This window comes from Paenibacillus sp. RUD330, assembly GCF_002243345.2.
GTDB lineage: Bacteria > Bacillota > Bacilli > Paenibacillales > Paenibacillaceae > Paenibacillus_O.
In genome coordinates this window covers 2,521,974-2,547,446 of sequence record NZ_CP022655.2, presented here as the reverse complement: position 1 = coordinate 2,547,446, position 25,473 = coordinate 2,521,974, and the positions used below count along the sequence as shown (strand labels likewise).

At 61.6% G+C, this 25,473-nt stretch carries 22 protein-coding genes; 2 read left to right on the top strand and 20 right to left on the bottom strand.

Features of this window, described 5'->3' with window-relative positions; genetic code table 11:
• Window positions 1–170: 170 nt before the first annotated feature.
• The 20 genes from cyoD to CIC07_RS11485 all read right to left on the bottom strand — a co-directional run bounded on the left by cyoD (window position 171) and on the right by CIC07_RS11485 (window position 24,390).
• A complete protein-coding gene (gene cyoD, locus CIC07_RS11580; RefSeq protein WP_076356158.1) occupies window positions 171–515 on the bottom strand; it encodes a cytochrome o ubiquinol oxidase subunit IV in 345 nt (114 codons plus the stop codon).
• Window positions 516–1,121: a cytochrome o ubiquinol oxidase subunit III gene (gene cyoC / locus CIC07_RS11575; protein WP_048745903.1), complete on the bottom strand. Its 606-nt coding sequence runs from the start codon at window positions 1,119–1,121 to the stop codon at window positions 516–518. It lies immediately after the preceding gene.
• The gene (locus CIC07_RS11570) at window positions 1,121–3,091 is read right to left on the bottom strand and encodes a cbb3-type cytochrome c oxidase subunit I (protein WP_021879846.1); all 1,971 of its coding nucleotides are present in this window, start codon (window positions 3,089–3,091) and stop codon (window positions 1,121–1,123) included. The genes cyoC and CIC07_RS11570 overlap by 1 nt, the downstream gene beginning before the upstream one ends.
• Before the next feature lie 25 nt (window positions 3,092–3,116).
• Window positions 3,117–4,103: a cytochrome aa3 quinol oxidase subunit II gene (qoxA, locus tag CIC07_RS11565; protein WP_076356160.1), complete on the bottom strand. Its 987-nt coding sequence runs from the start codon at window positions 4,101–4,103 to the stop codon at window positions 3,117–3,119.
• A 195-nt stretch (window positions 4,104–4,298) separates the two neighbouring features.
• Window positions 4,299–4,553 carry a hypothetical protein gene (locus CIC07_RS11560; RefSeq protein WP_076356162.1) on the bottom strand — a complete coding sequence of 85 codons (255 nt, stop codon included), beginning with the start codon at window positions 4,551–4,553 and terminating at the stop codon, window positions 4,299–4,301.
• Window positions 4,554–4,637: 84 nt separating this feature from the next.
• The gene (locus tag CIC07_RS11555; RefSeq protein WP_083687999.1) at window positions 4,638–5,327 is read right to left on the bottom strand and encodes a peptidylprolyl isomerase; all 690 of its coding nucleotides are present in this window, start codon (window positions 5,325–5,327) and stop codon (window positions 4,638–4,640) included.
• A 196-nt stretch (window positions 5,328–5,523) separates the two neighbouring features.
• Window positions 5,524–8,163 (bottom strand): transglycosylase domain-containing protein, encoded by a 2,640-nt coding sequence (locus CIC07_RS11550; RefSeq protein ID WP_076356166.1) that lies wholly within the window; start codon window positions 8,161–8,163, stop codon window positions 5,524–5,526.
• Window positions 8,164–8,325: 162 nt separating this feature from the next.
• Window positions 8,326–8,571: an RNA chaperone Hfq gene (gene hfq / locus CIC07_RS11545; RefSeq protein ID WP_021879853.1), complete on the bottom strand. Its 246-nt coding sequence runs from the start codon at window positions 8,569–8,571 to the stop codon at window positions 8,326–8,328.
• Window positions 8,555–9,553, bottom strand: a complete 999-nt coding sequence (miaA, locus tag CIC07_RS11540; RefSeq protein WP_076356168.1) for a tRNA (adenosine(37)-N6)-dimethylallyltransferase MiaA — start codon at window positions 9,551–9,553, stop codon at window positions 8,555–8,557. Before miaA ends, hfq begins: the two co-directional genes overlap by 17 nt.
• A complete protein-coding gene (locus tag CIC07_RS11535; protein ID WP_076356170.1) occupies window positions 9,546–10,328 on the bottom strand; it encodes a class I SAM-dependent methyltransferase in 783 nt (260 codons plus the stop codon). Before CIC07_RS11535 ends, miaA begins: the two co-directional genes overlap by 8 nt.
• The gene (mutL, locus tag CIC07_RS11530; RefSeq protein ID WP_094248021.1) at window positions 10,325–12,535 is read right to left on the bottom strand and encodes a DNA mismatch repair endonuclease MutL; all 2,211 of its coding nucleotides are present in this window, start codon (window positions 12,533–12,535) and stop codon (window positions 10,325–10,327) included. The genes CIC07_RS11535 and mutL overlap by 4 nt, the downstream gene beginning before the upstream one ends.
• Window positions 12,536–12,564: 29 nt before the next feature.
• Complete coding sequence (gene mutS, locus CIC07_RS11525; protein WP_076356174.1) at window positions 12,565–15,351, bottom strand: DNA mismatch repair protein MutS; 2,787 nt, start codon at window positions 15,349–15,351, stop codon at window positions 12,565–12,567.
• 363 nt (window positions 15,352–15,714) lie between these two features.
• The gene (locus CIC07_RS11520; RefSeq protein WP_076356176.1) at window positions 15,715–17,337 is read right to left on the bottom strand and encodes a putative amidoligase domain-containing protein; all 1,623 of its coding nucleotides are present in this window, start codon (window positions 17,335–17,337) and stop codon (window positions 15,715–15,717) included.
• A 177-nt stretch (window positions 17,338–17,514) separates the two neighbouring features.
• On the bottom strand, window positions 17,515–18,084 hold the full coding sequence (locus CIC07_RS11515; protein WP_021882315.1) for an outer spore coat protein CotE: 570 nt from the start codon (window positions 18,082–18,084) through the stop codon (window positions 17,515–17,517).
• Window positions 18,085–18,230: 146 nt separating this feature from the next.
• Complete coding sequence (locus CIC07_RS11510) at window positions 18,231–19,223, bottom strand: aromatic acid exporter family protein (RefSeq protein ID WP_083688001.1); 993 nt, start codon at window positions 19,221–19,223, stop codon at window positions 18,231–18,233.
• Window positions 19,224–19,301: 78 nt separating this feature from the next.
• Entirely contained in the window at window positions 19,302–19,475 is a 174-nt protein-coding gene (locus tag CIC07_RS11505; protein ID WP_157741899.1) for a hypothetical protein, read from the bottom strand.
• Between the two features lie 244 nt (window positions 19,476–19,719).
• Complete coding sequence (locus CIC07_RS11500) at window positions 19,720–20,622, bottom strand: ABC transporter permease (RefSeq protein WP_083688002.1); 903 nt, start codon at window positions 20,620–20,622, stop codon at window positions 19,720–19,722.
• Window positions 20,615–21,412, bottom strand: a complete 798-nt coding sequence (locus CIC07_RS11495; protein WP_076356178.1) for an ABC transporter ATP-binding protein — start codon at window positions 21,410–21,412, stop codon at window positions 20,615–20,617. The genes CIC07_RS11500 and CIC07_RS11495 overlap by 8 nt, the downstream gene beginning before the upstream one ends.
• An 86-nt stretch (window positions 21,413–21,498) precedes the next feature.
• Window positions 21,499–22,497, bottom strand: coding sequence for an ABC transporter substrate-binding protein (locus CIC07_RS11490; RefSeq protein WP_076356180.1), 999 nt, complete (start codon window positions 22,495–22,497; stop codon window positions 21,499–21,501).
• 375 nt (window positions 22,498–22,872) lie between these two features.
• Window positions 22,873–24,390, bottom strand: coding sequence for a carboxypeptidase M32 (locus tag CIC07_RS11485; RefSeq protein WP_076356182.1), 1,518 nt, complete (start codon window positions 24,388–24,390; stop codon window positions 22,873–22,875).
• Between the two features lie 123 nt (window positions 24,391–24,513).
• Here CIC07_RS11485 and CIC07_RS11480 point away from each other — a divergent pair, with 123 nt between their 5' ends.
• Both CIC07_RS11480 and CIC07_RS11475 read left to right on the top strand, forming a co-directional pair.
• Window positions 24,514–24,849, top strand: coding sequence for an iron-sulfur cluster biosynthesis family protein (locus tag CIC07_RS11480; RefSeq protein ID WP_076356184.1), 336 nt, complete (start codon window positions 24,514–24,516; stop codon window positions 24,847–24,849).
• A 32-nt stretch (window positions 24,850–24,881) separates the two neighbouring features.
• Entirely contained in the window at window positions 24,882–25,472 is a 591-nt protein-coding gene (locus CIC07_RS11475; RefSeq protein ID WP_076356186.1) for a beta-class carbonic anhydrase, read from the top strand.
• Window position 25,473: the final 1 nt, after the last annotated feature.

Sequence of the window (25,473 nt, the reverse complement as noted above, 5' to 3'; positions counted from 1 at the left end):
CCTGCCTTTCTTCCGTGTTTCCTTTAGTTGACAGCTTACCACATCTTACTGTCCATCTCCAGCGGTAACGCCAAATAAGACCAACCTGCCTTGGCCATGTCAAGTCGGTTCCAACCGCTTGAAAAGAAAATATCCCCGCTCCTGATTGGAGGCGGGGATAGGAATGACGCTTATTGGACGACCGAGTTGAAAGACATGATCCATACGGAGCCGGCAACGATCGTGATGACGATGACGAAGCCGAGGACCAGCGCCATGACGTTGTACCGAGGCTTCTCGCCTTCGTTGATATGCATGAAGAAGAAAAGCTGGACGAGAAGCTGCAGGATCGCTGTGACGAGGATGACGAGCAGTGTCCCCGTCCGGGACATCAGGCCGTTGAATACGACGAGCATCGGGATGACAGTCAGAACGATCGAGATGATGAATCCGATCGTATAGGACTTGAGCGACCCGTGATTATGCTCTTCGTGATGGCCATGTCCATGGCCGTGGGAATCGGAATGCTGGCTCATCTACATCACCCCCATGAGGTAAACGACGGAGAACAGGAAGATCCAGATCACGTCGAGAAAATGCCAGTACAGGCTGAAATTCGAGATCTTGCGCTTGGTTACCGTTGTGATTCCGTGCTTGCGCAGCTGGAAGATCAGGCCGATGCACCAGAAGATGCCGACGGTGACGTGGATTCCGTGGGTGCCGACCAGGGTGAAGAAGGCCGACAGGAACGCGCTCGTGCCGATGTTCGCTCCTTCATGGACGAGGTTCACGAACTCCGTGACCTCGAGGTAAAGGAACGCCGCTCCGAGCAGGAGCGTCATGATCAGCCAGAAAATCATGCCGCTCAGCTTTTTGGCCTGCATCTGGAGAACGGCCAGGCCGCTCGTGAAGCTGGACGTCAGCAGGAGGAACGTCGAGGCGACGAATCCCGGAATCTCGAAGAGCTCCTTGCCCGAAGGTCCGCCGTTCGTATGGCCGACCAGGACGACATAAGTCGCGAACAAGGTGCCGAACAGCAGAGTATCGGATACCAGGAACAGCCAGAAGCCCGCTGTCTTGAGCGACTCCTGTTCCTGGGTATGATGCTCGTGGACCTCAGGAGAGACGATATGCTGCTGCATTAGTACGACCTCCCTAATTTCCGTTCCGTCTCGATGACTTCATCGACCGGAATATAATAATCCACATCGTAGCTGAAGGAACGTGCGAACAGGCTTCCGAAGACGCCCAGCGCGCCGACGATGATCATCCAGGTCCAATGGAACGTGAAGCCGAAGCCCACGAGGAAGAAGAAGCTTGCCATGACGAATGGAATGGCGGAGTTCTTCGGCATATGGATCGGCTCCAGCTGCTGCTTCGGACGCTCGATTCCTTTCGCCTTGTCTTCCTTGACATGGAACCAGTCGTCGGCATGCTTCACCTGAGGCACAACCGCGAAGTTGTATACCGGAGGCGGAGATGGAATCGACCATTCCAGCGTTCTGCCGTTGCCGCCCCACGCATCGCCGGTCGCCCGTTCGCCCTTGCGGACGCTGTAAGCAATCTGCCATACCTGGAACAGGAAGCCGATGCCCATCATGAAGGCGCCGATCGTGCTCGTGAAGTTGAGCGCAGCCCAGCCGCGGTCCCAGCCGTACGTGTAGACGCGGCGCGTCATGCCGTCAAGGCCGAGGAAATACTGCGGGAAGAAGCAGACGTAGAAGCCGATGTTCCAGGTCCAGAACGCCCAGCGTCCGCGCTTCTCGTCGAGCTTGAAGCCGAACAGCTTCGGCCACCAGTAGTAGATGCCGGCGAGGTAGCCGAACACGACGCCGCCGATGAGCACCTGGTGGAAGTGGGCGATCAGGAAGTAGCTGTTGTGGTACTGGAAATCCGCCGGTGCGACGGCGAGCATGACGCCCGTCGCTCCCCCGACCAGGAAGCAAGGAATGAAGCCCATCGTCCAGAGCATCGGGCTCTGGAAGCTGATTCTCCCTCGGAACATGGTGAAGAGCCAGTTGAACACCTTGACCCCGGTCGGGATGGCTATCGCCATCGTTGTGATCGCGAAGAACGAGTTGACGTCCGCGCTCGAGCCCATGGTGAAGAAGTGATGGACCCAGGTGAAGAAGGACAGGACGCTGATGACCATCATCGCGAAGACCATCGACTTGTAGCCGAATATCGTCTTCTTCGAGAAGGTGGCCACGATCTCCGAGAAGATGCCGAAGGCGGGAAGCACGACGATATACACCTCGGGGTGACCCCACATCCAGATCAGGTTGACATACATCATCGACATGCCGCCGCCGTCAAGCGTGAAGAAGTGGGCCCCGAAATAGCGGTCCAGGAACAGCAGCGCCAGCGTGATCGTCAGGATCGGGAAGGCGAACAGAATGGTGATGCACGCCGAAAGCACCGACCAGGAGAACAGCGGCATTTTCATCAGCTTCATGCCTGGCGCGCGCATTTTCAGAATCGTGACGATAAAGTTGATGCCGGTGGCGAGGGAGCCGATACCGGAAATCTGGATGCCCCAGATATAGAAGTCCTGGCCGACGCCGGGACTGCCCGATAGCTCCGACAGAGGCGGATAGCTGAGCCAGCCCGCATCGGGAGAGCCGCCGATGACGAACGATACGTTCAGCAGCATCGCTCCCATCAGGAACAGCCAGAAGCTGAGCGCGTTCAGGAACGGGAACGCGACGTCGCGGGCTCCGATCTGCAGAGGCACGACCATGTTGAAGAGAGCGAACATCATCGGCATCGCCATGAATAGGATCATGATCGTGCCGTGCGTGGTGAAGATGGCGTTATAGTGGTCCGCCTGCAGGAACTCCACGTTCGGGAGCGCCAGCTGCGTCCGCATGAGCAAGGCGTCGACGCCGCCGCGGAACAGCATGAGCAATGAGGCGATCAGGTACATGATGCCGATTTTCTTATGGTCGACCGTCGTCAGCCATTCGCGCCAGAGCCATTTCCACTTCTTGAAGTAGGTCAGGACGAACACGATGGCAATGCTGACGAGAGCGATGGATACATCCGCGCCATAGATGAGCGGATCGCCGGTGACGAAGAAATCGGCGGCAAAGTCTTTTATCGAATCCAACATGGATGAATTTCCTCCCCTTGGCCGCCTAGTGGTTCATTTCGGGCTGCGATAGGCCCGATGTCTGATTTGCTGCATCCGGCTCGGAGCCGGAGCTTTCGTTGTTGCCGTCCTTCACCGGATAGGCGCCGCGGATATCCAGGCCGTTGGCCGGATGGTGATGCCCGCCGTTCTTGATGACGATCGAGTTGAACAGGTTCGGGTCCATGGAGCCGAAGGTCTGAATGTCCGCCGTTCCCTTGACCGAAAGCTTGTTGTAGGCGGCGTTGTCCAGCTTCGCCGTCTCCTGCTGAGACTTGCCGACCCAGTCGTTGAAGTCGTCCTGGGACATCGACTTCACGGTGAAGTTCATCTTGGCGAAGTCGGTGCCGGTGAAGTTGGCTCCGGAGCCGAAGTACTCGCCCGTTTCATCCGCCTGCAGCCACATCCTCATCGCCATGCCCGGCATCGCGTACGTCTGGCCGCCGAGCTGCGGAATCCAGAAGGAGTTCATCGCCGCGCTGGACGTAAGAACGAACTGGATCGGAGTGTTCTCCGGAATGTTGATGTAGTTGATCGTGGCGATGTCCTGATCCGGATACTGGAACAGCCATTTCCAGTCCATCGACGTCACCTGGATCGTCACCGGCGCCACATGGGCGGTTTCGGCCGGCGGCTTGACCAGCTTGTACGTGTCGCGGACCGTGAAGTACCCCAGCAGCACGACGATGACGATCGGGATCCCCCACCAGATCGCCTCCAGCTTCGTGCTGTGAGACCAGTTCGGCTCGTATGGCGCCTTGTTGTCCGGCTTATCGCGGTAGCGTACGATAATGAACGCAAAAATGCCGAGCACAGGCACGATAATGACCGCGCACAAAATGACGGAAATCCAGATCAGGTTTTTCTGAATCTCCGCGACCGGACCTTTCGGATCCAGCACCATGAGGCTGCCGGACCATACCACCACGATGGCCACAGCAGCTATGGCGAGGGCAATCCCGAGCCCCCATAGCCACTTGTGTGAATTTTTCATCGTTTCATCTCCTTTTGGCCATCTCCATACTGCTATTACCCATTAACCGAGTATGCTCTTGACAGAACATTTCCTCTCTCGTGATACAGCATAGCAAAAAGGACGCCTTTCGGCGCCCCCGTTAACGAATCCGTCTTATTTTTGTGCGATTTCCGTAAAATGTTGTTCATTGAATGTCCTTATATTTGCGAAATATTACCGTCGCCTGCCGAAACGCTCCCCGCCTTCGCCGGAATCGCTGCCGATGTACTCGTCCGCCAGCGGAAACATGAAGGACGCGATATAGACGACTGGCGCGGCTATGAGGCAGCCGACGCCTGCCATGAGCGCCATATTCCCGTCGTTGAACGGATAGAGGAAGCCTCCGCACAAAACCGCCCCTGCCGCCAGCACCGCCCAGGCGTAGATCCTCAGCCATCTTCCCATACCCGCCGCGCCATGCTTGCCCATATGAGATCCCTCCTCTGCCAGTACAGCATATGAGGGAAATTCACATCATGTTCACATAATCGGCGGAACCTCAGACAACGGGAATCAGCTTTCCTTGATTTCGACGCTTTGGATGCTCACCGTTCGAGTCGGCTTGCTGGACTCGCCTTGGGCATTGCCCTCGACGGGAGTCGCGGCGATCTTGTCCACGATATCCATTCCGCCCGAAATCTCTCCGAAAATCGTGTAGTTCGGGAGCTGGCTCAAGCCCTCGACGCTTGGACCCGTGCCGATGAAGAACTGGCTGCCTCCCGTGTCGGCTTGTCCCGTATTGGCCATCGCCACGACGCCCTTTTTGTAGGCATGGCCGTTGTCCAGCTCATCCGGTATCGTATAGCCCGGTCCGCCTGCCCCCGTGCCCGTCGGATCGCCCGTCTGGATCATGAAGTCCTGAATGATCCGGTGGAAGACGATGCCGTCAAAAAAATTCTGCCGGGCCAGAAAGACGAAGCTGTTGACCGTTTCAGGCGCATCCTTCGCGAATAGGTCGATCGTGAATTCGCCATCCGTCGTGGTGACGACCGCCTGATAGGTTTTGGAGGTGTCGATCGCCATGTCGGGCTTTTTGCTCCAGCTTTTGGCGGCCGATCCGCCGGCATTCCCCGAAGCGTTGCTTGCCGGCGTATTGGTTCCTGCGCCAGAGGATTCGTTGCCCGCAGACTTCGCTCCGCAGCCAGCCGCAAGAATAGCGGTGCCGAGCAGAAGGACGGACAGGGCTTTGAGGTTCTTTTTCATGGTTGTCATGACTTCCTTTTCCGTGAAGGTTATTGTTGCCGAATGCGGGTTCAGGCGGAACGTGCATCGGAGCCAGCATGGAACGAGGCTCTGACGTCATAGGGAACATACTCCGGAGCCCTCGTGGAAGGCGGCTCTGATCTCAATGGAACGGGCATCGGAGCCAACTTTACCGCAGCTCCGATGCCCGCTTGGACTAAGGTCCGGTCGATTCAGCCGGAACCGAAGGGAGTGCGGCTGCATCGCCGGCGGATGAAGTGCCGGCCGCTCCGTCGCCGCTGCCCGTCCCTCCGGCATCGGCCGGAGTCGAAGTCGGCGTCGGGGTCGGCTGGGAAGTCGGCTCCCCTCCCTGCTGTCCGCCTCCTTGGCCGTTGCCATTGCCGTTGCCGTTTCCGTTGCCATTGCCGTTGCCGTTTCCGTTGCCATTGCCGTTTCCGTTGCCGTTATTTCCGTTCCCATTTCCGTTGCCGTTGCCGTTTCCGTTGCCGTTTCCGTTGTTGCCGCCTTCGTTCCCTTCCCCGCTCCCGTCATTCCAGCCGTCATCGGATGGAGTCGGCGAAGGGCTGATCTCGACCGCAGGAACTTCAATCGCGATCCGGGCCGAAGGGGGTCCTTCCAAGCCGGATTCGCTGTTATAGGCCGTTACGTAATATTCGTACGACATGCCGGGCGCCACGCTCATGTCATCGGCGCTTCCCGCCGCGGCGGAATCAAGCGCGCGGCTGAACTCCGCCTGGGAGGAATCCTTGCGGTAGATCCTGTAGCTGATCCCATCTCCTTCCACAGGAGTCCAGCGCAGCGACACGAGCATCTGGTTCGGATCGTAGGAGCCCGTCAGATTTTTGACCTGTTCCGGCGCATCCGCTGCCGGCGGCGTCGGAGTCGGCTCCGAAGGGGCTTTACCAAACGAGCCTTTCGGCACGTCCTTCATCGCCTTGGTCATGACCTTCGAGAACAGCGCCGCGGCTGCGGAGCTGCTCTTCTTGAGCAGATGCTCCTTGTCGGTCTTGTCATAACCCATCCATACCGCGGCGGTCCATTCCGGCGTATAGCCGACGAACCAGGCGTCGCGGTTGTAGCTGGACTTCAGGCCGCTGATGCCATGCTGCGTCGTACCGGTCTTGCCTGCCAGCGGCCGGTCGATGGCCGCACCCCGGCCCGTGCCGCCCGGACCGACGACGCCCTGCAGGAGCTCCGTCATGTAAGCCGCCGTCTGCTCCTTCATGAGCTGCTTGGGCTTCGCTGCGGCATACTGGTATCTCGTCTCCTGGGAGTGGTCGACGATCTTGACGATCGTATGGGCGTCCACCGACTTGCCGTCATTGGCGAATGCGCTGTACGCTGTCGCCATCTGCAGCGGGGTTACGCCATGAGACAGGCCTCCCAGCGCGATCGCCAGATTGCGGTCGTCCTTGTCCAGCGGCATGCCGAGCTTGCCGGAGAAGCTTACGCCCTTGCCGACTCCAATTTCGTTGAGCAGCCATACGGCGGAGGCGTTGCGCGACTCCATGATGGACTGGCTCATGCTGACAGGACCGATATACTTGTTTTTGTTGGAATCGGAAGGACAATAGCTGCCGTAGCATTTCTTGTCGTCCCGCAGAATCGATCCCGGCGTGTAGTCGCCTGTCTCCAGCGCCGGGCCGTATACGGTGACCGGCTTGAAGGAAGAGCCCGGCTGCCGCGGAACCGTGACGCGGTTGAGCCCCTTGCGCACATAATCCCGGCCGCCGATCATCGCCTTGATCGAGCCGTCGCTATGGTCCATGATGACCATGGCCGCCTGCTGCTTCTGCTCGTCCGGACTTTTCTCGAAGTTGCTGTCGTCGTCGAACTCGTCCTCGATCGTCTGCTGGGCCGTCGCGTTCAGCGACGTGTAGATCTTGTATCCGCCCAAGCGGATCTCATCCTCGGACATATCCATGACCTGCATCGCTTCCTTGACCGCATAATCGACATAGGTCAGGAATTTGTTGCGGTCGCTGCCGGAGTTGAACTCGCCCGGCGGCTTGTAGACGACCGCCTTGGCTTGGTCCTCTTCCTCTTGCGTAATGTAGCCCTGGTCGTTCATCAAGCTGAGGACGACGGCCCGGCGCTGCGTCGAGCGCTCGATGTCATCCTTGGGATTATAATAGCTTGGCGCCTTCGGAATGGCGGCAAGAGTAGCCATCTGCCACAGCTTGAGGTCTTCAAGGCTGCTGTTGAAGTAATATTTGGCGGCGAGCTTCACGCCATAGATGCCGTTGCCGAAGTAGATCCGGTTCAGGTACATCGTAAGGATCTCGTCCTTGGTCATCTGGTTTTCCAGGGCAACGGCAATCGAAGCCTCCGTCGCTTTGCGGAAAAACGTCTTGTCCTGGTTCAGGAACAGGTTGCGCGCCAGCTGCTGCGTGATCGTGCTCGCGCCTTCCTTCGCGCTCCGCGCGATGACGTCCTTGACGAGCGCGCGCCCGATGCCGAGCATGTCGATGCCGGAATGCTCCTCGAAGCGCTTGTCTTCCGTCGCGATGAACGCCTCGCGAAGCTTCTGGGGAAGCTCCGAGAACTCGGCGTTCTGCCGATTGACGCTGGCCAGGCTCGCGATCTTGTTGTTGCTGGAATCATAGACGACGGAAGCCTCCGTCAGGCTGAGCACATCCTTGTTGGCGGCGAGGATCCGCTCGCCGTTGAGGATGACCAGCAGGTAGCCGACAATGCCGGCTACGACGGCGAGAGCTCCCGCGAAGAACAGGCCGTAGAACCATTTCCGCTTGCGGCTGATCCGGCCTTTTTTCCTCTTGCCCTTCTTGGTTGCCGGCTGCGCCGGATGATCCCCTTTTTTTCTCTGGTCTGGCATGTCTCTCGTTCTCCTTCCGGTCGGTCTCTTCTGTCCCGATATAGGTATACCCTGGAAACAGAAGAACAACCCTGCCGGAGAGCGGGTTGTTCTTCGGACCGATATTTCCTTAACGAAGCTGCTGCAGGAAAGGTTTCACCGCTCGCGGCGGCAAGGCCTGTCCTAGGATTCCGAAGAGCTGTCCTGCGGCTGCATGAGCGATACGTTGCGCTGAGGCGTGAACGTCGAGATCGCATGCTTGTACACCATTTGCTGGCGTCCGTCGGAATCGATGATGATCGTGAAATTATCGAAGGCGCGGATGACACCGCGGATCTGGAAACCGTTGGTGAGGTAAACCGTGACCGGGATGCTGTCCTTGCGGAGCTGGTTCAGGAACGTATCTTGAATATTAATGGATTTGTTCATTGGAAGTTACCCCCGTCAAAAAGGATTGGTTAGTGGTATATTCAAGATCGACTGCAAACTTTCCTGCTAGTATAGCATGGATAAGCTCCAAATTGTTGTGAAAATTTTCCCCGGCGTCGATCCAATGAATGTCCTTCATATGCCGGAACCAGCTCAGCTGGCGCTTGGCGAATCTTCTCGTATCCCGCTTGAGCAGCTGGACGGCTTCCTCCTTCGTCGTCCCGCCTTTCAGCCAAGGAACAAGCTCCTTGTATCCCAGCCCCTGCATGGCCACGGCGTTCTCCGGCACGCCTTGCTCCAGCAAGCGGGCGACCTCCTCCGGCAGCCCGGCCTCCATCATGAGATCGATTCTCTCCTCGATTCTCCCGTACAGCTCCGCACGGTCCATTTGCAGTCCCAGAACAACTAATTCGTAGGGAGACTCTTTTTTCTGTCCGGCGAGCTGGCTGCTCATCGTTTCCCCCGTCACATGGAAAATTTCAAGCGCGCGGATGACTCTCCGCACATCGTTGGGATGCAGCTTGGCCGCGGACTCGGGATCGGCGGCCGCCAGCCTGGCGTGCAGGGCATCGACGCCGTCGGCTTCCGCGAGCCTCTGGAGCTCCGCCCGGAAGGCTTCGTCCGATCCCGCCTCGGAGAACTGGTATCCGTAGCAGACCGACTCGATGTAGAGCCCGGTGCCGCCGACAATGAAGGGAAGCTTGCCGCGGGCTGCGATCTCCGGAATGAGGCGGCCGCAGGCTTCCTGGAAATCGGCAGCCGAGTACGGCTCGTCCGGATTCCTGACATCGATGAGATGATGGGGAATCCCCTCCATCTCATCGCTGGGAATCTTGGCCGTGCCGATGTCCATTCCCCGGTATACCTGCATGGAGTCTCCCGAGATGATTTCCGCGTTCCATGCCTTGGCAAGCTCCAGGCTCAGCTTCGTCTTGCCGACCGCCGTCGGCCCGACCAGAACCAGAAGCGGCTGTTTAGTCAATTCGAATCACTCCGTATCCGACAGCGGATGTCTTTTTCCTCGGACAGCGCTCGAAGCCGAGCCGCTGAAACTCCGGGCTGTTGTTTTTTTCCTTGAGCAGCACCGTTCTTCTCGCTACCCGCACAGCTTCGCGGACGGTCTCCGCCGCAAGCGCGCCGTGGTTCGCCAAGCCGCGCAGAGGCTCGATCGAGCTCGATTCCTGAACCGGATCGCGGAACATGGGATCGAAGTAGACGATGTCGAAGCTGTCGTCCGGCAGCGACTTCAAATAGTCGGCATGGCCGGCGAGCACCGGCCTGATGCGCCGGAAAGCTTCATTCACGTCCTCGAGAGGCGTCTCATAACGCTGAAGCCCCTCACGGACAACGGCATGCAGCACCGGCTCGCTCTCCAGCGCCGTCACGCTTCCTTCCGGTCCGGCCGCGTAGGAGAACACGATGGAATCGCCGGCAAGTCCGGCCGTGCAGTCCAGGACGCTGTCTCCCGGACGGCAGCCGGCCAGCTCCACCAGCGGATCGGGCTCTCCCTTGCGCAGCCGCTTTACGCGGACGTAGGCCATGCTGGGATGGAAATAAAAGGGCGGCTCATCGGGGCCGCCGTAAAAACGGAGCTGCATGCTCGTGGCGACCAGCAGCTCCTTGTCGCCGTAATGGGCCGTCAATTGGCCGAGCGTGCGTCCTCTGCGGCTGACGAGCCGCGCGCCCAGCTCCTCCGCAAGGCGGGCGGCATCGTCAAGCATGGCTCCGCTCGGCTGATCCGTCGTCGTGACGATCATGACATCACCCGTTTGAACATTTTCTCTAGCTGATAGTTGGAAATATGAACCAGAATGGGCCTGCCGTGCGGACAAGTATAGGGCTGAGCGCAGGCGGCCAGCCTGGCTAGAAGGGCTTCGCCTTCCTCGCGGCTGAGCCGGTCGTTCGCCTTGATGGAAGCTTTGCAGGAGCACATGATGGCCGCTTCCTCCCTAAGCTTGGCGATGTCCACCGCCCGCTTCTCGCGCAGCACCCACTCCGCCATCTCCTCGACGAGCTGCTGCTCCTCGCCCTTGGGGAACCAATGAGGATGGGAGCGGACGAGGAACGATTGGGGCCCGAAGGGCTCCATCTCGACGCCTGCTTCCGCCAGCAGCTCCAGCCTCCCGGCCAGTTGCTGGGCGTCGGCGCTTGTATATTCGAGCGTGAAGGGAACGAGCAGGACCTGGCTCTCGCTGCCCGGCTCGCCGAACTTGCGGTAGTAGTATTCGTAATTGATCCGCTCATGGGCGGCATGCTGGTCGATCATGTACATGCCTTCCTCGTTTTGCGCGATCAGATAGGTGCCGTGCATCTGGCCGACCCAGCCGAGCTCCGGGAAGCCCGTTCCGCCATCGGGGGCATCGGAGAGGCTGCCCGCCGCTGCAGGGAAGGATTCGGACGGACCGTCCGGACCTCCGGGTTCGGCAGAGCCGGCTTGAGAGTACGGAGCCATGCCGCTGACCGCCGGCTCGGGGACGGAAGCTCCGCCTGCAAGGCCAGCGGGCTCGTCGCCTGCGGGAGCGGGAACGACGCCTGCAGGAGCGGGAACGGCGGCATTGGTTCCGCCTTCGGGAGCGGGAACGGCGGCATAAGCTCCGCCTGCCTGTTCCCGCACGGCTCCGGCGCGGTCTGCCGCCATGCCGGCGGCAGGCGCGTACAGCCGCCGAGCGGCGTCAGGCGGAACGGCGGGGCCGCCCGAGGCGGCCGCCGCCGGGCGCCAAGGCCCCGCCGCCGCGCTGCCCGGAGACAGGCCCTGGCGCCCGCTGCCGGCAGGGCGGGCCTGTGCGGGCCATGCCGCAGGCGCCGAGCCCGCGGCTGCCTCGCGCGCCGCGGAAGCCAGGCCAAGCGGCGGTTCCGCCGCAGCGCCGCCGGCGGAGCGTCCCGCATCCGGCTCCGGCTGATGGAAGCGCAGCTGCTCCTGGCGGTACAACGGGCCGGAACGCTCGGAGCGGCCGGACTCCGGGCCCGGAATATGCCGCCTGCCGCCGAGCGCTTCCTTGACCGTCTCCTCCAGGAACGCCTTCAGCTCCGGCTCCTTGCTGAAGCGCACCTCCATCTTGGAAGGATGCACGTTGACGTCGACGAGACCGGGATGCATCCCAATCTCCAGGACGGCGATCGGGAACCGGTTGATCGGCAGCAGCGTATGGTAGGAGGCCAGGAGAGCCTGCTGCACGGTGAAGCTGCGGATGTAGCGTCCGTTGACGACGGTCGTGATTGCGCTCCGGCTCGCCCTCGTCATCTCCGGCTTGGAGATGTAGCCGTTAAGCTCGTAGTCGGGATGCGTTCCCCGCAGCGGCAGCATCGCCTTGGCCGTAGCGGTGCCGTAGACCGCCGCGATTACCTGCAGCCGATCCCCGTTGCCGAGCGTCCGCAGCAGATTGCCGCCGTTGTGGGTCAGCGAGAAGGCGATCCCGGGATGCGCGAGCGCGATGCGGTAAATATAGTCCGATATATGTCCAAGCTCCGTCTGGATGCTCTTCATGTACTTGAGCCTGGCGGGCGTGTTGAAAAACAGATCGCGCACGAGCATGTCGGTGCCTTGAGCGGCTCCGGCATGCTCGTCGGCGGTCATCCGCCCGCCTTCCATCACGATGCGCCGGCCGAGTCCGCTGTCGCTTCCCGCCGACGTGCAGTCGACCCTGGCGACAGCCGCGATGCTCGGCAGCGCCTCGCCGCGGAAGCCGAGGCTCGCGATGCGGAACAGATCCCGGCTGTCCAGCAGCTTGCTCGTGGCATGCCGCTGGAACGCCGTCTCCATGTCCTCCGCTTCGATGCCGCCGCCGTCGTCCTGGACGCGGATCAGGCTGAGTCCTCCCTCTTCGATCGTGATGTCGATGGAGGTTGCTCCGGCATCGACGGCGTTCTCCACCAGCTCCTTCACGACCGACGCGGGCCGCTCGACGACTTCGCCAGCGGCGATCTGGTTCGCCAAATGCTCGTCCATCACTTGAATTCTGCCCATGCCCGGTCTCCTTTCCTATGCTGCTGTTCTTAGCCCAGCTTGGCTTTCATGTCGCTCAGCCATTGGATCGCCTGAAGCGGAGTCATGTTCAGCAGGTCCAGCTTGCGAAGGCTGTCTGCAAAGGCATCGGCCGCATCCTCGTGCTTGCCGGCCTTGCGCTTGGACGGCGCATCCGGATGCGCAGCCTCCTCGCCGAAGATCGACAGCTGGACCGGATCCGCAGCGGCGGCGCCGGCAGCCGCTTCGGCCCGGTAGGCTGCGGCGCCTTCCAAGGCTCGCTCCGCCTTATCCGCCCCTTCAGGATGCCGCATCTCAGCTCCAGCCGCTCCGGCCGGGCCCTGCGGAGCCGGCATCGCACCGGCTTGCCGGTCTGGAGCCGCCCTGTTCCCCTCGCCCGGATCGCCCTTCTTCGCCGGAACCGGCGAATAATGGCTCTCCGCCGACTCGAGAAGCTCGTAGGCGCGTCCGATGATGCTCTCGGGCAGTCCGGCGAGACGGGCGCAGTAGATGCCGTAGCTGGTGCTGGCCGCTCCGGGCACGAGCCGGCGCAGGAAGGTGACGTCGCCGCCGCTTTCCTTGACCGCCATGGAGGCGTTGCTCAGATGCTCCAATGACTCTTCCAGATGGGACAGCTCGTGGAAATGCGTTGACACGAGCGCCTTGCAGCCCGTCCGGTCGTGCAGGTACTCGATGACGGCCTGCGCGATCGACATTCCTTCCGCGGTCGAGGTGCCCCGTCCCAGCTCGTCGATGATGACGAGGCTGCGCTCCGTCGCCTTGTCGGTCATCTGCTGGATGTCGCGCATCTCCACCATGAACGTGCTCTGGCCGCCGACGAGGTCGTCGGCCGCTCCGATGCGGGTGAAGATCCGGTCGACCAGAGGCAGCCTGGCCGAGCGGGCCGGCACGAAGCAGCCGATCTGGGCCATGACGCAGATCAGAGCCGTCTGGCGCATGTAGGTGCTTTTGCCGGCCATGTTCGGTCCCGTGATGAGCAGGACTCGGGCGCCGCCCTGCGACAGGTCGGCTCCGTTGGCCATGAAGCTGACGTCCTCCATGACCGCTTCCACGACGGGATGGCGGCCGCCTTCGATGAGCAGGTCGTACCCGTCCGATACTGCGGGCCGGACGTAGCGGCGCTCGGCGCTGACCGCGGCGAGCGACTGCAGCACATCGGCGCAGGCGATCGTTTCCGCGAGCCGCTGCAGCCGGTGCAGCTGAGCCGACACGGCGTCGCGGAGCTGCAGGAAGAGGCTGTACTCGAGATCCGTCATTTTCTCCTCGGCCTCGAGAATGAGCCTCTCCTTCTCCTTGAGCTCCGGCGTGACGTAGCGCTCGGCATTCGCCAGCGTCTGCTTCCTCTCGTACCGCCCTTCCGGCAGCGCGGATATATTCGCCTTGGACACCTCAAGGAAGTAGCCGAACACTTTGTTGTAGCCGATTTTCAGCGTCTTGACGCCCGTCGCCTCGCGCTCTCTGCGCTCCAGCTCGGCCAGCCACCTCTTGCCCCCCGTGCTGGCTTCGCGCAGCTGGTCGAGATAGGCGTCGTACCCGGCGCGGATCAGTCCGCCCTCGCGCACGGACACCGGAGGCTCGTCCACGAGGACGGTGTCGATCATCTCTCTGAGGTCGGCGCATTCGTCCACGCCGCCCGCGAGCTGCCGCAGCGTATCCGACGGAGAGGCGGCAAGCAGCTCCAGCACCGCCGGCACGCGCTCCAGGGATGCCCTCAGAGCCGCCAGATCGCGGCCGCCCGCCGTGCCGTAGGCGACCCGTCCGACAAGCCTCTCCAGATCATAGATTCCATCCAGCTCGCCGCGCAGATCCTCGCGCAGGATGAGATTTCCGTGCAGCGCCTCCACCGCCTCCAGCCGCTCCTCGACCGCAGCCGCCGACAGCAGCGGCTTGTCGATCCAGCGGCGCAGCAGCCTGCCGCCCATCGAGGTTTTCGTCCGGTCGAGCAGCCAGAGCAGCGACCCCTTGCGGCTGCGTCCCTGCACCGTCTCGGTCAGCTCCAGGTTGCGTCGGGTGAACGGATCCAGAATCAGATACTGGTTCGGCTCGTAACTTCGGATGCTGCGGACGTGGCCGAGCGACCTCTTCTGGGTTTCCACCAGATAGCCGGCGAGAGCGGAGACGGCCCGAAGCCTCGAAGAAGCAAGCCCGTCAAGCGCTCCGTCCGGAAACAGCGCCGCCAGCTGCGGTGCATCCATAGGCTCGCGAGCGGTGTACAGAACCGGTTTCGCGCCTGCCGACAGCTTCTGCTTCAGGCTGTCCAGCACGGCAGCGTCCCCGACGATTTCGGCCGGCACGTAGACGTTGATCTCGTCCTGGAGCAGCTCGAGCCCGCCCGTGAACGAGGTGGCGTACAGCTCTCCCGTCGTCAAGTCGCAGGCTGCCAGAGCGAACTGGCCGCCCTCCTGAGCGACGGACACGATGTAGTTGTTGGTTTTGTCGGCCAGCGATTTGGTCTCCATGACCGTTCCCGGCGTCACGACGCGCACGATCTCCCTGCGCACGACGCCCTTTGCCGCGGCCGGATCCTCCACCTGCTCGCAGATGGCGACCTTGTAGCCCTTTTCGATCAGGCGAGCTATGTATCCCTCTGCCGAATGATACGGCACCCCGCACATCGGTATCCGTTCCTCGCCGCCGCCTGCGCGGCCGGTCAGCGTTATTTCCAGTTCCCTCGAAGCCAGAACGGCATCGTCGAAGAACAGCTCGTAGAAATCTCCAAGACGGAAAAATAGGAAAGCGTCTTTCGCTTCCTGCTTGATGGACATGTACTGCTCCATCATCGGCGTAAGTGCAGCCATTGGGCCCTCCCGGTCAAACTCCAGTATTTTCTCTTCCCGCCGCAGCGGCCTTATGAACACAATCATCTCTCATTATAGCAGTTCAAGAATTGCCGTACAAAAGGAGAACGCCGGAAAAGGCCGGGCGCTGGCGCGCTTCGGCCGTCATCCAGGACAACGAGGATGCCTGCTCTTCCTCCATGGCCCGTAAGAATTCCAGACAACTTCCATAATAAGGGGGCGGATATGCTCCTCCCGCGCTTCAAGCCGAGCCTTAAGCTCGGTCCGGTCCAGGAACCTTTCTTGATTTCACACCGCTTCATATCCCCACCCACTGTCATCTGGAAAATGCCGATAGCTGCTGGACTTCAACCATCGCCACTCTCATGTCGGCGCGGAGTGTTCGGGGACGGGGATTCCCCAACGGATACGGAGGTCTCTGCTCTCGTCCCAGCTCGCTCCGCTGCCGGCGGCATCCAGGAACGGCTCCAGCCAGGCCTGATGCATGGGGTACGAGGGAACCTTCTCCAGCGCCGTCCGAAGTCCCGAAAGGCATTCCCGGAGAGTCTCCTTGTCTCCCTCGTAATACGCCCTCACATACCGCCCGTCCATGGAAGGCAAAAAATCAAGGCGGCAGCCGTCCTCCGCCGCCAGCATGCTGACGGCCAGAGCGTAGCGCGCGGCGGCCGGCGAGACGAGCCAGCTCGGCAGCGTGCGGTATTCGAACCCTCCATGCGGCTGCGCCCTGCTGTCTCCGAGCGTGCCGTACCGCGGCCGGCGGGCCCGGCCGCGCGGATCTTCCGCCAGAGCCATCGGAAAGGCGGCATAGCTGTCCAGCACGCGGAGCAGGCGCGAGGTCAGCGGGAGCCCGCTGAGATGGACATGGCCTCCCAGCGGTAGGCCGGGCAGCGGCATCGCTCCTGCGAGCAGGCGCATGCCGGGCTTCGACGCTCCCCGCCTCGAAGCCCGCAGCAGCAGGAGGCGGATGTTCTCGGCCAGACCTTGCGCCGTCGCCGAGGGCTCCGGCCGAAGCTCTCCGACCGGCTGCCTGATCTGCCGCCCGGTCAGCAGCACGTCGCTGCCGACGGCGCTGCTCAAGCCTCCGAGATGGGAGGCCGAGTGGATCCTTCCGTCCGGCCTCATGATGACGAACTCCGGATCGGCTCCGATCCGGATGCCCGGTCCGTCCGGCCGCGCCGCAGCGTCCAGCAAGCCTTGGATTCGGCTGCGGATGGGGCTCCACAAGCCCGCCGCCGCTTCCGGCACGGCATCCGCCTCCGCAAGCTTTCCTGCGCCGGCAATCAAAAAGCGGCGGCAGCCGGGCAGACGGATGCCGGCGATGGACGCACGGCCGCCGTCTGCCGCGCGGACCAGCACCTCGGCGGCATCAAGCCCGAGCTCGTACGCCGCTCTCAGCGCCGCGCGCACGGAACGCCGCATGGCCGGATCTTCGGCATACCGCCATAGGCCTGCGGGACCGGCACTGGCGGCAGCATGGCTGCCGGGCACAGAGCCCGGCAGACCGCCGCTGTCCGCCGGCCCCGACGGCGGCAAGCCGCCGCCTTCCTCCATGCCGCCTGCCTGGCTTCCGGAGAGCATCCCCTTGCGCCAGAATTCGGAGCGGATCCGATGGGCAAGCAGAGGCTCTCCCTCTCCGACCGCAACCCGGTACAGCCTGCCGGTCTCGGCAGCTCCTCCCGCATGCAGGCCCGACGCCTCCAATTCCCTTTGCAGCCGCTCCGGCCCCATCGCCGCCACGCGGGCGGCATTGGCATTGAGCAGCCATGGCAGGCAGGCCGCATCGGCCGCTTCGACGGCTCCCGGCGCCTCGCCGCGCAAGAGGGCGCTCCAACGCTCCGGAAGCCGCGAGCTTCCCCAGACAAATACGGCATCCTGCCGGCTCGGTCCGGCTTCGCCGTCTTGGCATAAAGGAATGCCAAGACGCATGGACAACGCGGCGGCATCGTCTTCCTGGCCGTCGCACCATAGCCACATCCTGCCAGCCATGGCATCGCCTCCCCCAGTCATTTGCCGCAGCCTCATGTAGCCTTGACGCTGCAATTCGCCCTGCAACCATGAAGCGAGAAGAAATTATGCCCTTGGCCTACAAAAAAAGAGGGCTTTCGCCCTCGAATTCCTTCGTATGCCTGCATACCCTGCAGTAAGAACCTTGAGGCCCGGCTTTTACAGCTCGTCGTCGAGAAGATCGGGATCCAGGTCGTCGAATCCGCTGTCCCCGTCGTCAAAACCATATTTGCCGTCTTTGCCGTCAAAGTCGTCGCAGCCGCCCGGAACGACCGCCACGCATACTTTGGTCTCGGCAATCATCTCGACCGCGAATTCGCGTTCGACCCGCACGACTACGGAAGAGCCGTTCGAAGAGATGTTCGCTTCGATGCAGTTGGGCTCCTGCGTCGATTCAGCCGAAACTTCCTCCGTGGCTGCCCGGTGCTTCGGGTCCACGTAGGAGAGCGGGATGTTTTCGACATAAGAGACCGTTTCCTTCGCTACGTCGGTTTGAGAGTTCTTGTTGTACGAATACCAGATGTTGATGTCGTAAGATCCGACGACCTCAATGCCGTCCCCCGACCGAACCGCTTCATACTGGTGGTTGATGACCCAAGCGCCCAGTATGCTGGTGGGGCGGTGAGGGGGCGTGACGGTATGCGATACCGTCGAGAACTTGCGACCTTTACCGCAGACAGCTTTCGTGATGATTTCTCTAGTCTGAAGCTGTTTATCTGCAATCGTCATTTCTTAACCTCCTCCATACAATCATTCCTTACAAGTGTATGCAGGACATTCGTCTAGGGTGACTCCTTCTTTTCCGGGCGCCGCAACGAATTTTCCCTGATTCATTGTATGGGGCAGGCATGGAGAAGATGACACTGCGCGGCAAATTATTCCCTGGACGTCCCGCTGACGGGGCTGCCGCCGGCAGTGCGGCGCTTTTTGTGCCGGCTTGCCGTATCCAGAAAGCGTTCAAGCTCCAGGCACAGCTGAAGCAATGCCGAGCGGGCTTCGAATTCGTCCCGTGTCCGGGGCAGCTCCATCGTCCGGTAGTTGCGCCGCAGCTCGGCCAGCGCGAGCCGGGTCCGGTCCTCGTAATAATCCGACGAGATGTCGCCTTCGATCTTCTCGAGCAGATCGGCCAGCAGCTCGCCTTGCGGCAGTCGCCCGTATACATACGATAGAAGCTGCAGCATCGAGGCGAGGCTCTCCAGCTGCCTCCGGCGCATCGCAAAATAAACGGTCCAATAAAAGTCCGGCTCCCAGGGCCGGTTATGCTGCTCCCGCTGCGACCTCCGCTCTCCCTCGGCGACGTCCGCCTCCAGCTCCAGCAGCTGCGAGCCGCTCCAGACACGGCCGGGATCGCGCAGGACAGCCGCCATTTCGGCGAATATTTCCCCGAACTTCCTCTCTGCGGAGGTCCGAAGCTGCTGCAGCCGCTTCGTCTCTCCGGGCATGTAGACATGGTTGAACAGAGCCGACCATCCGAGACCGACGAGCAGCAGCAGCAATTCGTTCAGCAGCAGGCCGGCCGTAACCTCCCCGGCGCCATATACGTGGAAGACAAGCACGCTGCCCGGCACGATGCCGTCCCGAAGGCGGAGCCTCGACAGCAAGGGGAACACGAGCAGGACATAGATCGCCGCCGTCCAGATCCGGTATCCGATCAGCTCGAACAGAACCGAGGAAACCAGCAGCGCGATCACGCCTGCGGTCAGCCTTTCGAACAGGCTGCGGAAGCCTTTGCGCCGGGTCGTCTCGACTCCGAGTATGGCGAGCACCCCGGCGAACAGCGGCTGCGTCAGGTCCAGCAGCTGGGCCGTCCAGATGGCGGCCGCGACGGCAGCAGCCGTTTTCGCCACTCTAAGCCCGATTCCTTTCACGACCTTTTCTCCCTGCCTTTCCGATTCCGTTTGGCGCGCAAGCCTTCTTCTGCGGCTTGGGCGCGGCGATTGCGGGCATCACCGCCCGCGCTTGCCCACGCGGGATGCGGAGCAGGAGGACGGCCGCACTGCCGCTTGCCTCGCATCGGCATGCGGCAAGTCCGCCCGCCCTCCCGTTCCCATGAAAAAAAGCGCTTCGGCCAGCCGGGCTTCCGCCCGGATGCCGCCGAAGCGCCATGCCTGTCGTATCATCCTAGACCTTCCTGCCCCGCGCGTCAATTGCGGCAGCGCAGCCCGGACCCGCAGCTTCTTCTCTCGTCCGGCTGCTGGCTGTCGATGCGGCAGCCGGCCGGCAATCTCCCCCTGCGCGCTCCGTCCTCGGAAGGCGGCTCCATGCTCTACCTCTCCGCATTTCACCGCTGCTCCGCTCCGAATATTTCACCGCTGCTCCGCTCCGTACTGCTCCGCCCCGTTTCACCGCTGCTCCGGGTCCACCTTACGAAGGCTCTCTCCCGCCGGATATGAGCTTCTTCTCCAGCAGCGCCACGCCCTGGTACATCAAGGTCGCCGCAGCCGCGATCACGACGAGCGTCGATAGGACGAGCGTGAAGTTGAACACCTGGAAGCCATAGATGATCAGGTAGCCCAGCCCTTCCTTGGCGACCAGGAACTCGCCGACGATGACGCCGACCCACGCCAGGCCGACATTGACCTTCAGCGTCGAGATGATGACCGGGAACGATGCCGGCAGGATGACGAGCCGGAAAAGCTGCAGCCGCGTCCCTCCGAGCAGGCGCACGACCTTGACAAGGCCGGGCTCGATATCCCGAAACCGGTTGTAGATGCCGATCGTCGTCACGATGACCGTCATCGACAGCGTCACCGACAGGATCGACAGGAAGCCCTGGCCCATGGCCACGATGAAGATCGGCCCGAGAGCGACCTTCGGAAGACTGTTGAAGACGACCAGATAGGGATCGAATACTTTCGATACGAACGGGAACCACCATAACAGCGCGGCAAGCGCTGTCCCGATCAGCGTCCCGAGGACGAATCCCGCCGCCGTCTCCGCCACAGTGACGCCGACATGCGGCCACAGCGTGCCGTCCGCGCTCGATGAAGCCAGCTGGGCGGCGATTTTGGTCGGGTAGCTGAACAGGAGCGGATCGATCCATCTCAAGCGGCCTGCCGCTTCCCACAGGAGGAGGAATGCAGCCAGCAGAAGCAGCTGCACCGACAGTACCGCCGCTCCGATGCCCCGCTCGCGGCGGCGGTAGGCGGCATGGAGCGCCTGCAGCCATCCTGCCCGATCCTCTCCGGCAAGCGGTCCGCCATTGTCTCCCGCAGAAGCCGCCTTGTTGTCTCCGCCTGCCGGCTGGCAGGCTTTATCGTCACTCATGGGACCCACCTTCTCTTTCTCCGGCGTTCAAATCTTCCCACAGCGCATCGAACAGCGCCTGAAAGGAAGGATGCTTGCGCGCCTCCGTCGGCGCCAGCTTCCTGATGGCTTCCGGCACAGCGATTTCCTTGCGGATCCGGCCCGGATTCCGGCCGAGCACGATCACCCGGTCGCTCATCGCCGCCGCCTCGGCCAAATCATGGGTGACGAGCACCGCTGTCTTGCCCAGCTTGCGCAGCGTCGTCTGCACAAGATCCTCAAGCTGCATCTTGATATGCATATCCAGAGCCGAGAACGGCTCGTCGAGCAGCAGCACATCGGGCTCCGGCGCCAGCGTCCTCGCCAGCGCCACCCGCTGCCTCATGCCGCCGGACAGCTCTCCCGGATATTTGCCCCCCGTTCCGGCCAGGCCGACTTCCTCGAGCAGCATTTCGACCCGATTCCGTTCCGCCGCCGAGCGCCTGCCTGCGATGTCCAGGCCGAGCCCGGCATTGTCCCGGATACTGCGCCATGGCAGGAGGCAGTCCTGCTGAAGCATGTAGCCGACCTTGGCGGACGGCTCCGTCACCGGCTTGCCGCCGAGCAGCACCTGGCCCGCTGCCGGCGGAAACAAGCCCGCTAGAAGGCTGAGAACGGTCGTCTTGCCGCAGCCGCTCGGACCGACCAGGCTGATGAATTCTCCGTGCCTGACAGCCAGCTCCATCCGGTCGACAGCCAGGGAAGCCCCTTTCCTGCCGACATAGACATGCGAAACTCCCCGCAGCTCCAGCATCGGTGATTTGTCGTCCATGTCCTTGTCCTCCTTTCCAAGCGTCGCCCCGAAACGCAGCATGCAGGCCGGACGTGTCCGCCGGCCTGCCGTTCAACGCCGGACAGCTACTTGCCGGCCTTTTGAGCAAATGAATTGTCCACCAGCTTGTCGTGATCGGGACGCTCCTTGAGCTCTCCGGCGGATGTCATGACGTCGAGCAGGTTGTTCCATTCTTCTTTGTCGATGACAGGATTATCCGCATAGGATCCTTGCTGCTTGTAGCGGTCGATGGAGCTTACGATGATCGCTTTGTCCGTGCTCGGGAAGTAAGAGCCGACGGCATCGGCGATTTCCTGGGCGCTGTGATCCTTGACCCAGGTTTGCGCCTTCTGGACCGCATTCGTGAACTTCTGCACCGCAGCCTCGTTTTTCTTGATGTAGCTCTGCTTGCTCATGAAGACGGTATAAGGCAGATGGCCTCCCTCTACGCCGAACGATGCGACGACCTTGCCCTTGCCCTCCTTCTCCATCATCGAAGCCTGCGGCTCGAACAGCTGCACATAGTCGCCGGTTCCGGAAGCATAGGCCGCGGTAATGTTGGCAAAGTCGATGTTCTGGATCAGCTTGAGGTCTTTTTGCGGATCGATGCCTTTTTTCTTGAGGGTGAATTCGCCCGCCATCTGCGGCATGCCGCCCTTGCGCTGGCCGAGGAAGGTCGATCCCTTGAGGCCGCTCCAGTCGAAGGCGGCACCCGTGCGGGACATGAGGAACGTTCCGTCTGTCTGTGTCACCTGGGCAAAGTTGATGACGGGATCGTCGGAGCCTTGCTGATAGACATAGATGGACGTTTCGGAGCCGACGAGAGCGACGTCGATCGCGCCGGACAGCAAGGCGGTCATCGTCTTGTCGCCGCCCGCGGTCGTCTGCAGCTCGACTTCAAGCCCTTCGTCCTTGAAAAACCCTTTGGACAAGGCGACATATTCCGGAGCGTAGAAGAGCGAGCGCGTCACTTCGCCGATGCGGATCTTCACCGGACCGCCGCTCTTGCTTCCGCAGCCGGACAGCGATGCCGTCAGAAGCAGCGAAGCAGCCAGCAGCAGGCCTCCGATAGCTTGTTTTTTCATATGGATGTTTCCTCCCATGTGGACCTTTGTGTGCTACAGCCTATGCTTGCGGCGGCCAGGTGGTGAATCGCGGGAGACGGCAGGCGTTCGACGGCAGGCGGAGCGGCATCTGCCAAGACCGCGGTCCAGATCCAGCAACGATAGGGCATGGCAAAAAAACCCCTCCTCCGCCATGTGAACGGCTGAAGGAGAGGCTTGGTTCAGGTTTGGGTCAGGCTTGGTTCGGCTTGGATCCGGCTTGGTTCAGGTTTGGGTCCGGCTTGGTTCAGGTTTGGGTTCGGCTTGGTTCAAGCTCTAAGGGCCAAGCGCGCCGGAGCTTGAAGCCGGCAAGGCATACTTGCCTTGGAGCCGCTGCGGCTCGGCGCAGCTCGATCTTTACAGCTTGTAGATGTCCGTGTATTTGGCCCGCAGATACTTCACAAGATAGCTCGGGTCCAGCGGCTTGCCCGTCGCTCCGAGAATGATTTCCTTCGGCGTCTTGAGCTTGCCGTATTTGTGGACGCGGTCTGTCAGCCAGGATTTGATCGGCGCCAGCTCGCCGCGCGCGACCAGCTCCCACAGCTTCGGAAGCTGGGCTTCCATCGTGTCGGCCATCTGCGCCGCGTACATGTTGCCGAGGGAATAGGAAGGGAAGTAGCCGAACAGCCCGGCGCTCCAGTGCACGTCCTGCATGACGCCCTGCGCGTCGTTCGGCGGCGTGATGCCGAGGTATTCCCGGTACTTGTCGTTCCAGATCGCCGGGAGGTCGGATGCCTTCGCTCCTTCGTTGAAGATCATCTTCTCGATCTCGTAGCGGATGATGATATGCAGGTTGTAGGTCAGCTCGTCGGCCTCGATGCGGATGAGCGAAGGCTGGACGGTGTTCTGCGAACGGTAGAATTCCTCCGGGCTGATGTTGAGCTGGCCGGGGAAGCGGCTCTGGAGGTCGCCGAAATAACGGTGCCAGAACGGGCGGCTGCGGCCGATCGTGTTCTCCCAGAAGCGCGACTGCGACTCGTGGATGCCCATCGACGTTCCGCCGCACAGGGATGTTCCGGCGAGCTCCGGAGAGACGTTCTGCTCATACAGCGCATGGCCGCCCTCATGGATCGTGCCGAACAAAGCGCTTGTCACGTCATCGGCCAGATAGCGGGTCGTGATCCGCACGTCGCCGAGATTGATTCCCGTAGCGAACGGATGCGCGGTTTCGTCCAGACGTCCGGCTTCGAAGTCGTAGCCCATCTGGCCGAGCATGAACAGGCTGAAGTCCTTCTGTGCGCCTTTGTCGAACAGCTGGTTCAGGAACTCGCGGGAAGGCTTGTGCGCCGAGTCCGCGATGGCCGAAGACAGCGGGACGAGCTCGTCGCGCAGCGAGCTGAAGATCGAGTCCAGCTCGGCGACCGTCATGTCCGGCTCGTAATCGTCGATCAGCGTATCATACCGGGTGGCCTTCGGCCCCCATAGATCGATGAACTGGTTCGTATAGCCGATCACCTTGTCCAGGAACGGCTCGAACGAAGCGAAGTCGTTGTTGCCGCGGGCGACCTCCCAGGCGGATTCCGACTGCGAGATCAGGACGACGGCTTCCTCGTACAGCTTGGCCGGAATCCTGACGCTGCGGTCGTACTGGCGCCGGACTTCCTGGACCAGCTTGAGGTCGATCCCGCCCAGGCCGCCCTGCGCCTCCTTCTGCTCGAGAGCCTGCAGCAGCTCTCCCATCTCGGCGGAGGTGGAGAGCTTGAACGCTTCGCCGGCCAGCTGGCCGAGCACCTCGGAGCGGGCGTCCATTCCTTTGCGGGGGGCGCCGGTGCGCAAATCCCAGGCGAGAACAGCCTGGGCTTCATGGTAGTTCCGGATTTTCCGGTCCAGAGCGCGGAAATCGGCCAAAGTCTTTTCGTATGTAGATGTCGTCACAGGTCGTCACCCTTTCTTCTATACGTCCTATACTTGATCATAGCGGGGACAGACCTTATAATCAACGGTAATCAAACGGGGCCGCCGGCTGCACGGATGCCGCGGACAAAGGAGTGACGGAAGATGCGCATCACATTCAAGACAGCCGCCGTCGAGGCGCTGAAGCCTTATCTCGAGGACGGGAAGGGCATCCTTAAGCTTGTCTACGATACGGAGGGCTGCGGCTGCGTCGTCAGCGGTGTGTCCGCCCTTCATATCGTCGCCCAAGCGAGTCCCGGCGATGTCATCGGCGAAGGCGATCCGTTTCCTTTCCTCTACGAGGAAAGATACGAGGTGTTTTTCGAGCCCGAGCTGAAGCTGGACTACAACCCGGCTCGACAAGCCTTCATCCTTGCCAGCGACAGCCAGATCTACAGCCATGACCTGCGGTTCTTCCCGCAAGGAATTGCCACCTTCTAAAACCACTGCGCGAAAGAGAGGTCGGGAGCATCATGAACAATCTCCAGGAAATGCTTGCCTATAACGAAAAATTTGTCGAGGACAAGAAGTACGAGGAATATTTGACCGACAAATTCCCCGACAAGCGCATGGTCATCCTGACATGCATGGATGCGCGGCTGTCGGAGTTGCTGCCAAGGGCGCTCAATCTCCGCAACGGCGACGCCAAGATCCTCAAGAACGCCGGCGCCATCATCACGCAGCCATTCGGCAACATCATGCGCAGTATCCTGGTCGCGCTCTATGAGCTGAACGCGGATGAAGTGTTCATCATCGGCCATTACAACTGCGGCATGACGGGCATCAACCCGGACAGCATGATCGGCAAGATGGTGGATCGGGGAGTGCCATCCCAGACGATCCGCACGCTGAAGCATTCCGGCGTCGATTTCACCCGCTGGCTGACCGGCTTCGACAATGTGCGGTCGAGCGTCGAGAAGAGCGTGAGCATCGTCCGCAACCACCCGCTGCTCCCCCCTGGCACGCCCGTGCACGGCATGATCATCCATCCTCAGACAGGCAAGCTTGATCTCGTGACGGAAGGGTACGAATTTTTGAGAAACGCGGAGCCTGCCGCGGAATAAC

Coding starts and splice junctions, on each gene's coding strand:
- qoxA (WP_076356160.1), bottom strand. CDS start 4,103: ATGAAAAATTCACACAAGTGGCTATGGGGGCTCGGGATTGCCCTCGCC.
- hfq (WP_021879853.1), bottom strand. CDS start 8,571: ATGAACAAATCCATTAATATTCAAGATACGTTCCTGAACCAGCTCCGC.
- CIC07_RS11570 (WP_021879846.1), bottom strand. CDS start 3,091: ATGTTGGATTCGATAAAAGACTTTGCCGCCGATTTCTTCGTCACCGGC.
- CIC07_RS11495 (WP_076356178.1), bottom strand. CDS start 21,412: ATGGACGACAAATCACCGATGCTGGAGCTGCGGGGAGTTTCGCATGTC.
- CIC07_RS11475 (WP_076356186.1), top strand. CDS start 24,882: ATGAACAATCTCCAGGAAATGCTTGCCTATAACGAAAAATTTGTCGAG.
- CIC07_RS11515 (WP_021882315.1), bottom strand. CDS start 18,084: ATGACGATTGCAGATAAACAGCTTCAGACTAGAGAAATCATCACGAAA.
- mutS (WP_076356174.1), bottom strand. CDS start 15,351: ATGGCTGCACTTACGCCGATGATGGAGCAGTACATGTCCATCAAGCAG.
- CIC07_RS11535 (WP_076356170.1), bottom strand. CDS start 10,328: ATGATCGTCACGACGACGGATCAGCCGAGCGGAGCCATGCTTGACGAT.
- CIC07_RS11500 (WP_083688002.1), bottom strand. CDS start 20,622: ATGAGTGACGATAAAGCCTGCCAGCCGGCAGGCGGAGACAACAAGGCG.
- CIC07_RS11480 (WP_076356184.1), top strand. CDS start 24,514: ATGCGCATCACATTCAAGACAGCCGCCGTCGAGGCGCTGAAGCCTTAT.
- CIC07_RS11520 (WP_076356176.1), bottom strand. CDS start 17,337: ATGGCTGGCAGGATGTGGCTATGGTGCGACGGCCAGGAAGACGATGCC.
- CIC07_RS11555 (WP_083687999.1), bottom strand. CDS start 5,327: ATGAAAAAGAACCTCAAAGCCCTGTCCGTCCTTCTGCTCGGCACCGCT.
- CIC07_RS11560 (WP_076356162.1), bottom strand. CDS start 4,553: ATGGGCAAGCATGGCGCGGCGGGTATGGGAAGATGGCTGAGGATCTAC.
- CIC07_RS11505 (WP_157741899.1), bottom strand. CDS start 19,475: ATGATACGACAGGCATGGCGCTTCGGCGGCATCCGGGCGGAAGCCCGG.
- cyoC (WP_048745903.1), bottom strand. CDS start 1,121: ATGCAGCAGCATATCGTCTCTCCTGAGGTCCACGAGCATCATACCCAG.
- CIC07_RS11490 (WP_076356180.1), bottom strand. CDS start 22,497: ATGAAAAAACAAGCTATCGGAGGCCTGCTGCTGGCTGCTTCGCTGCTT.
- cyoD (WP_076356158.1), bottom strand. CDS start 515: ATGAGCCAGCATTCCGATTCCCACGGCCATGGACATGGCCATCACGAA.
- CIC07_RS11550 (WP_076356166.1), bottom strand. CDS start 8,163: ATGCCAGACCAGAGAAAAAAAGGGGATCATCCGGCGCAGCCGGCAACC.
- mutL (WP_094248021.1), bottom strand. CDS start 12,535: ATGGGCAGAATTCAAGTGATGGACGAGCATTTGGCGAACCAGATCGCC.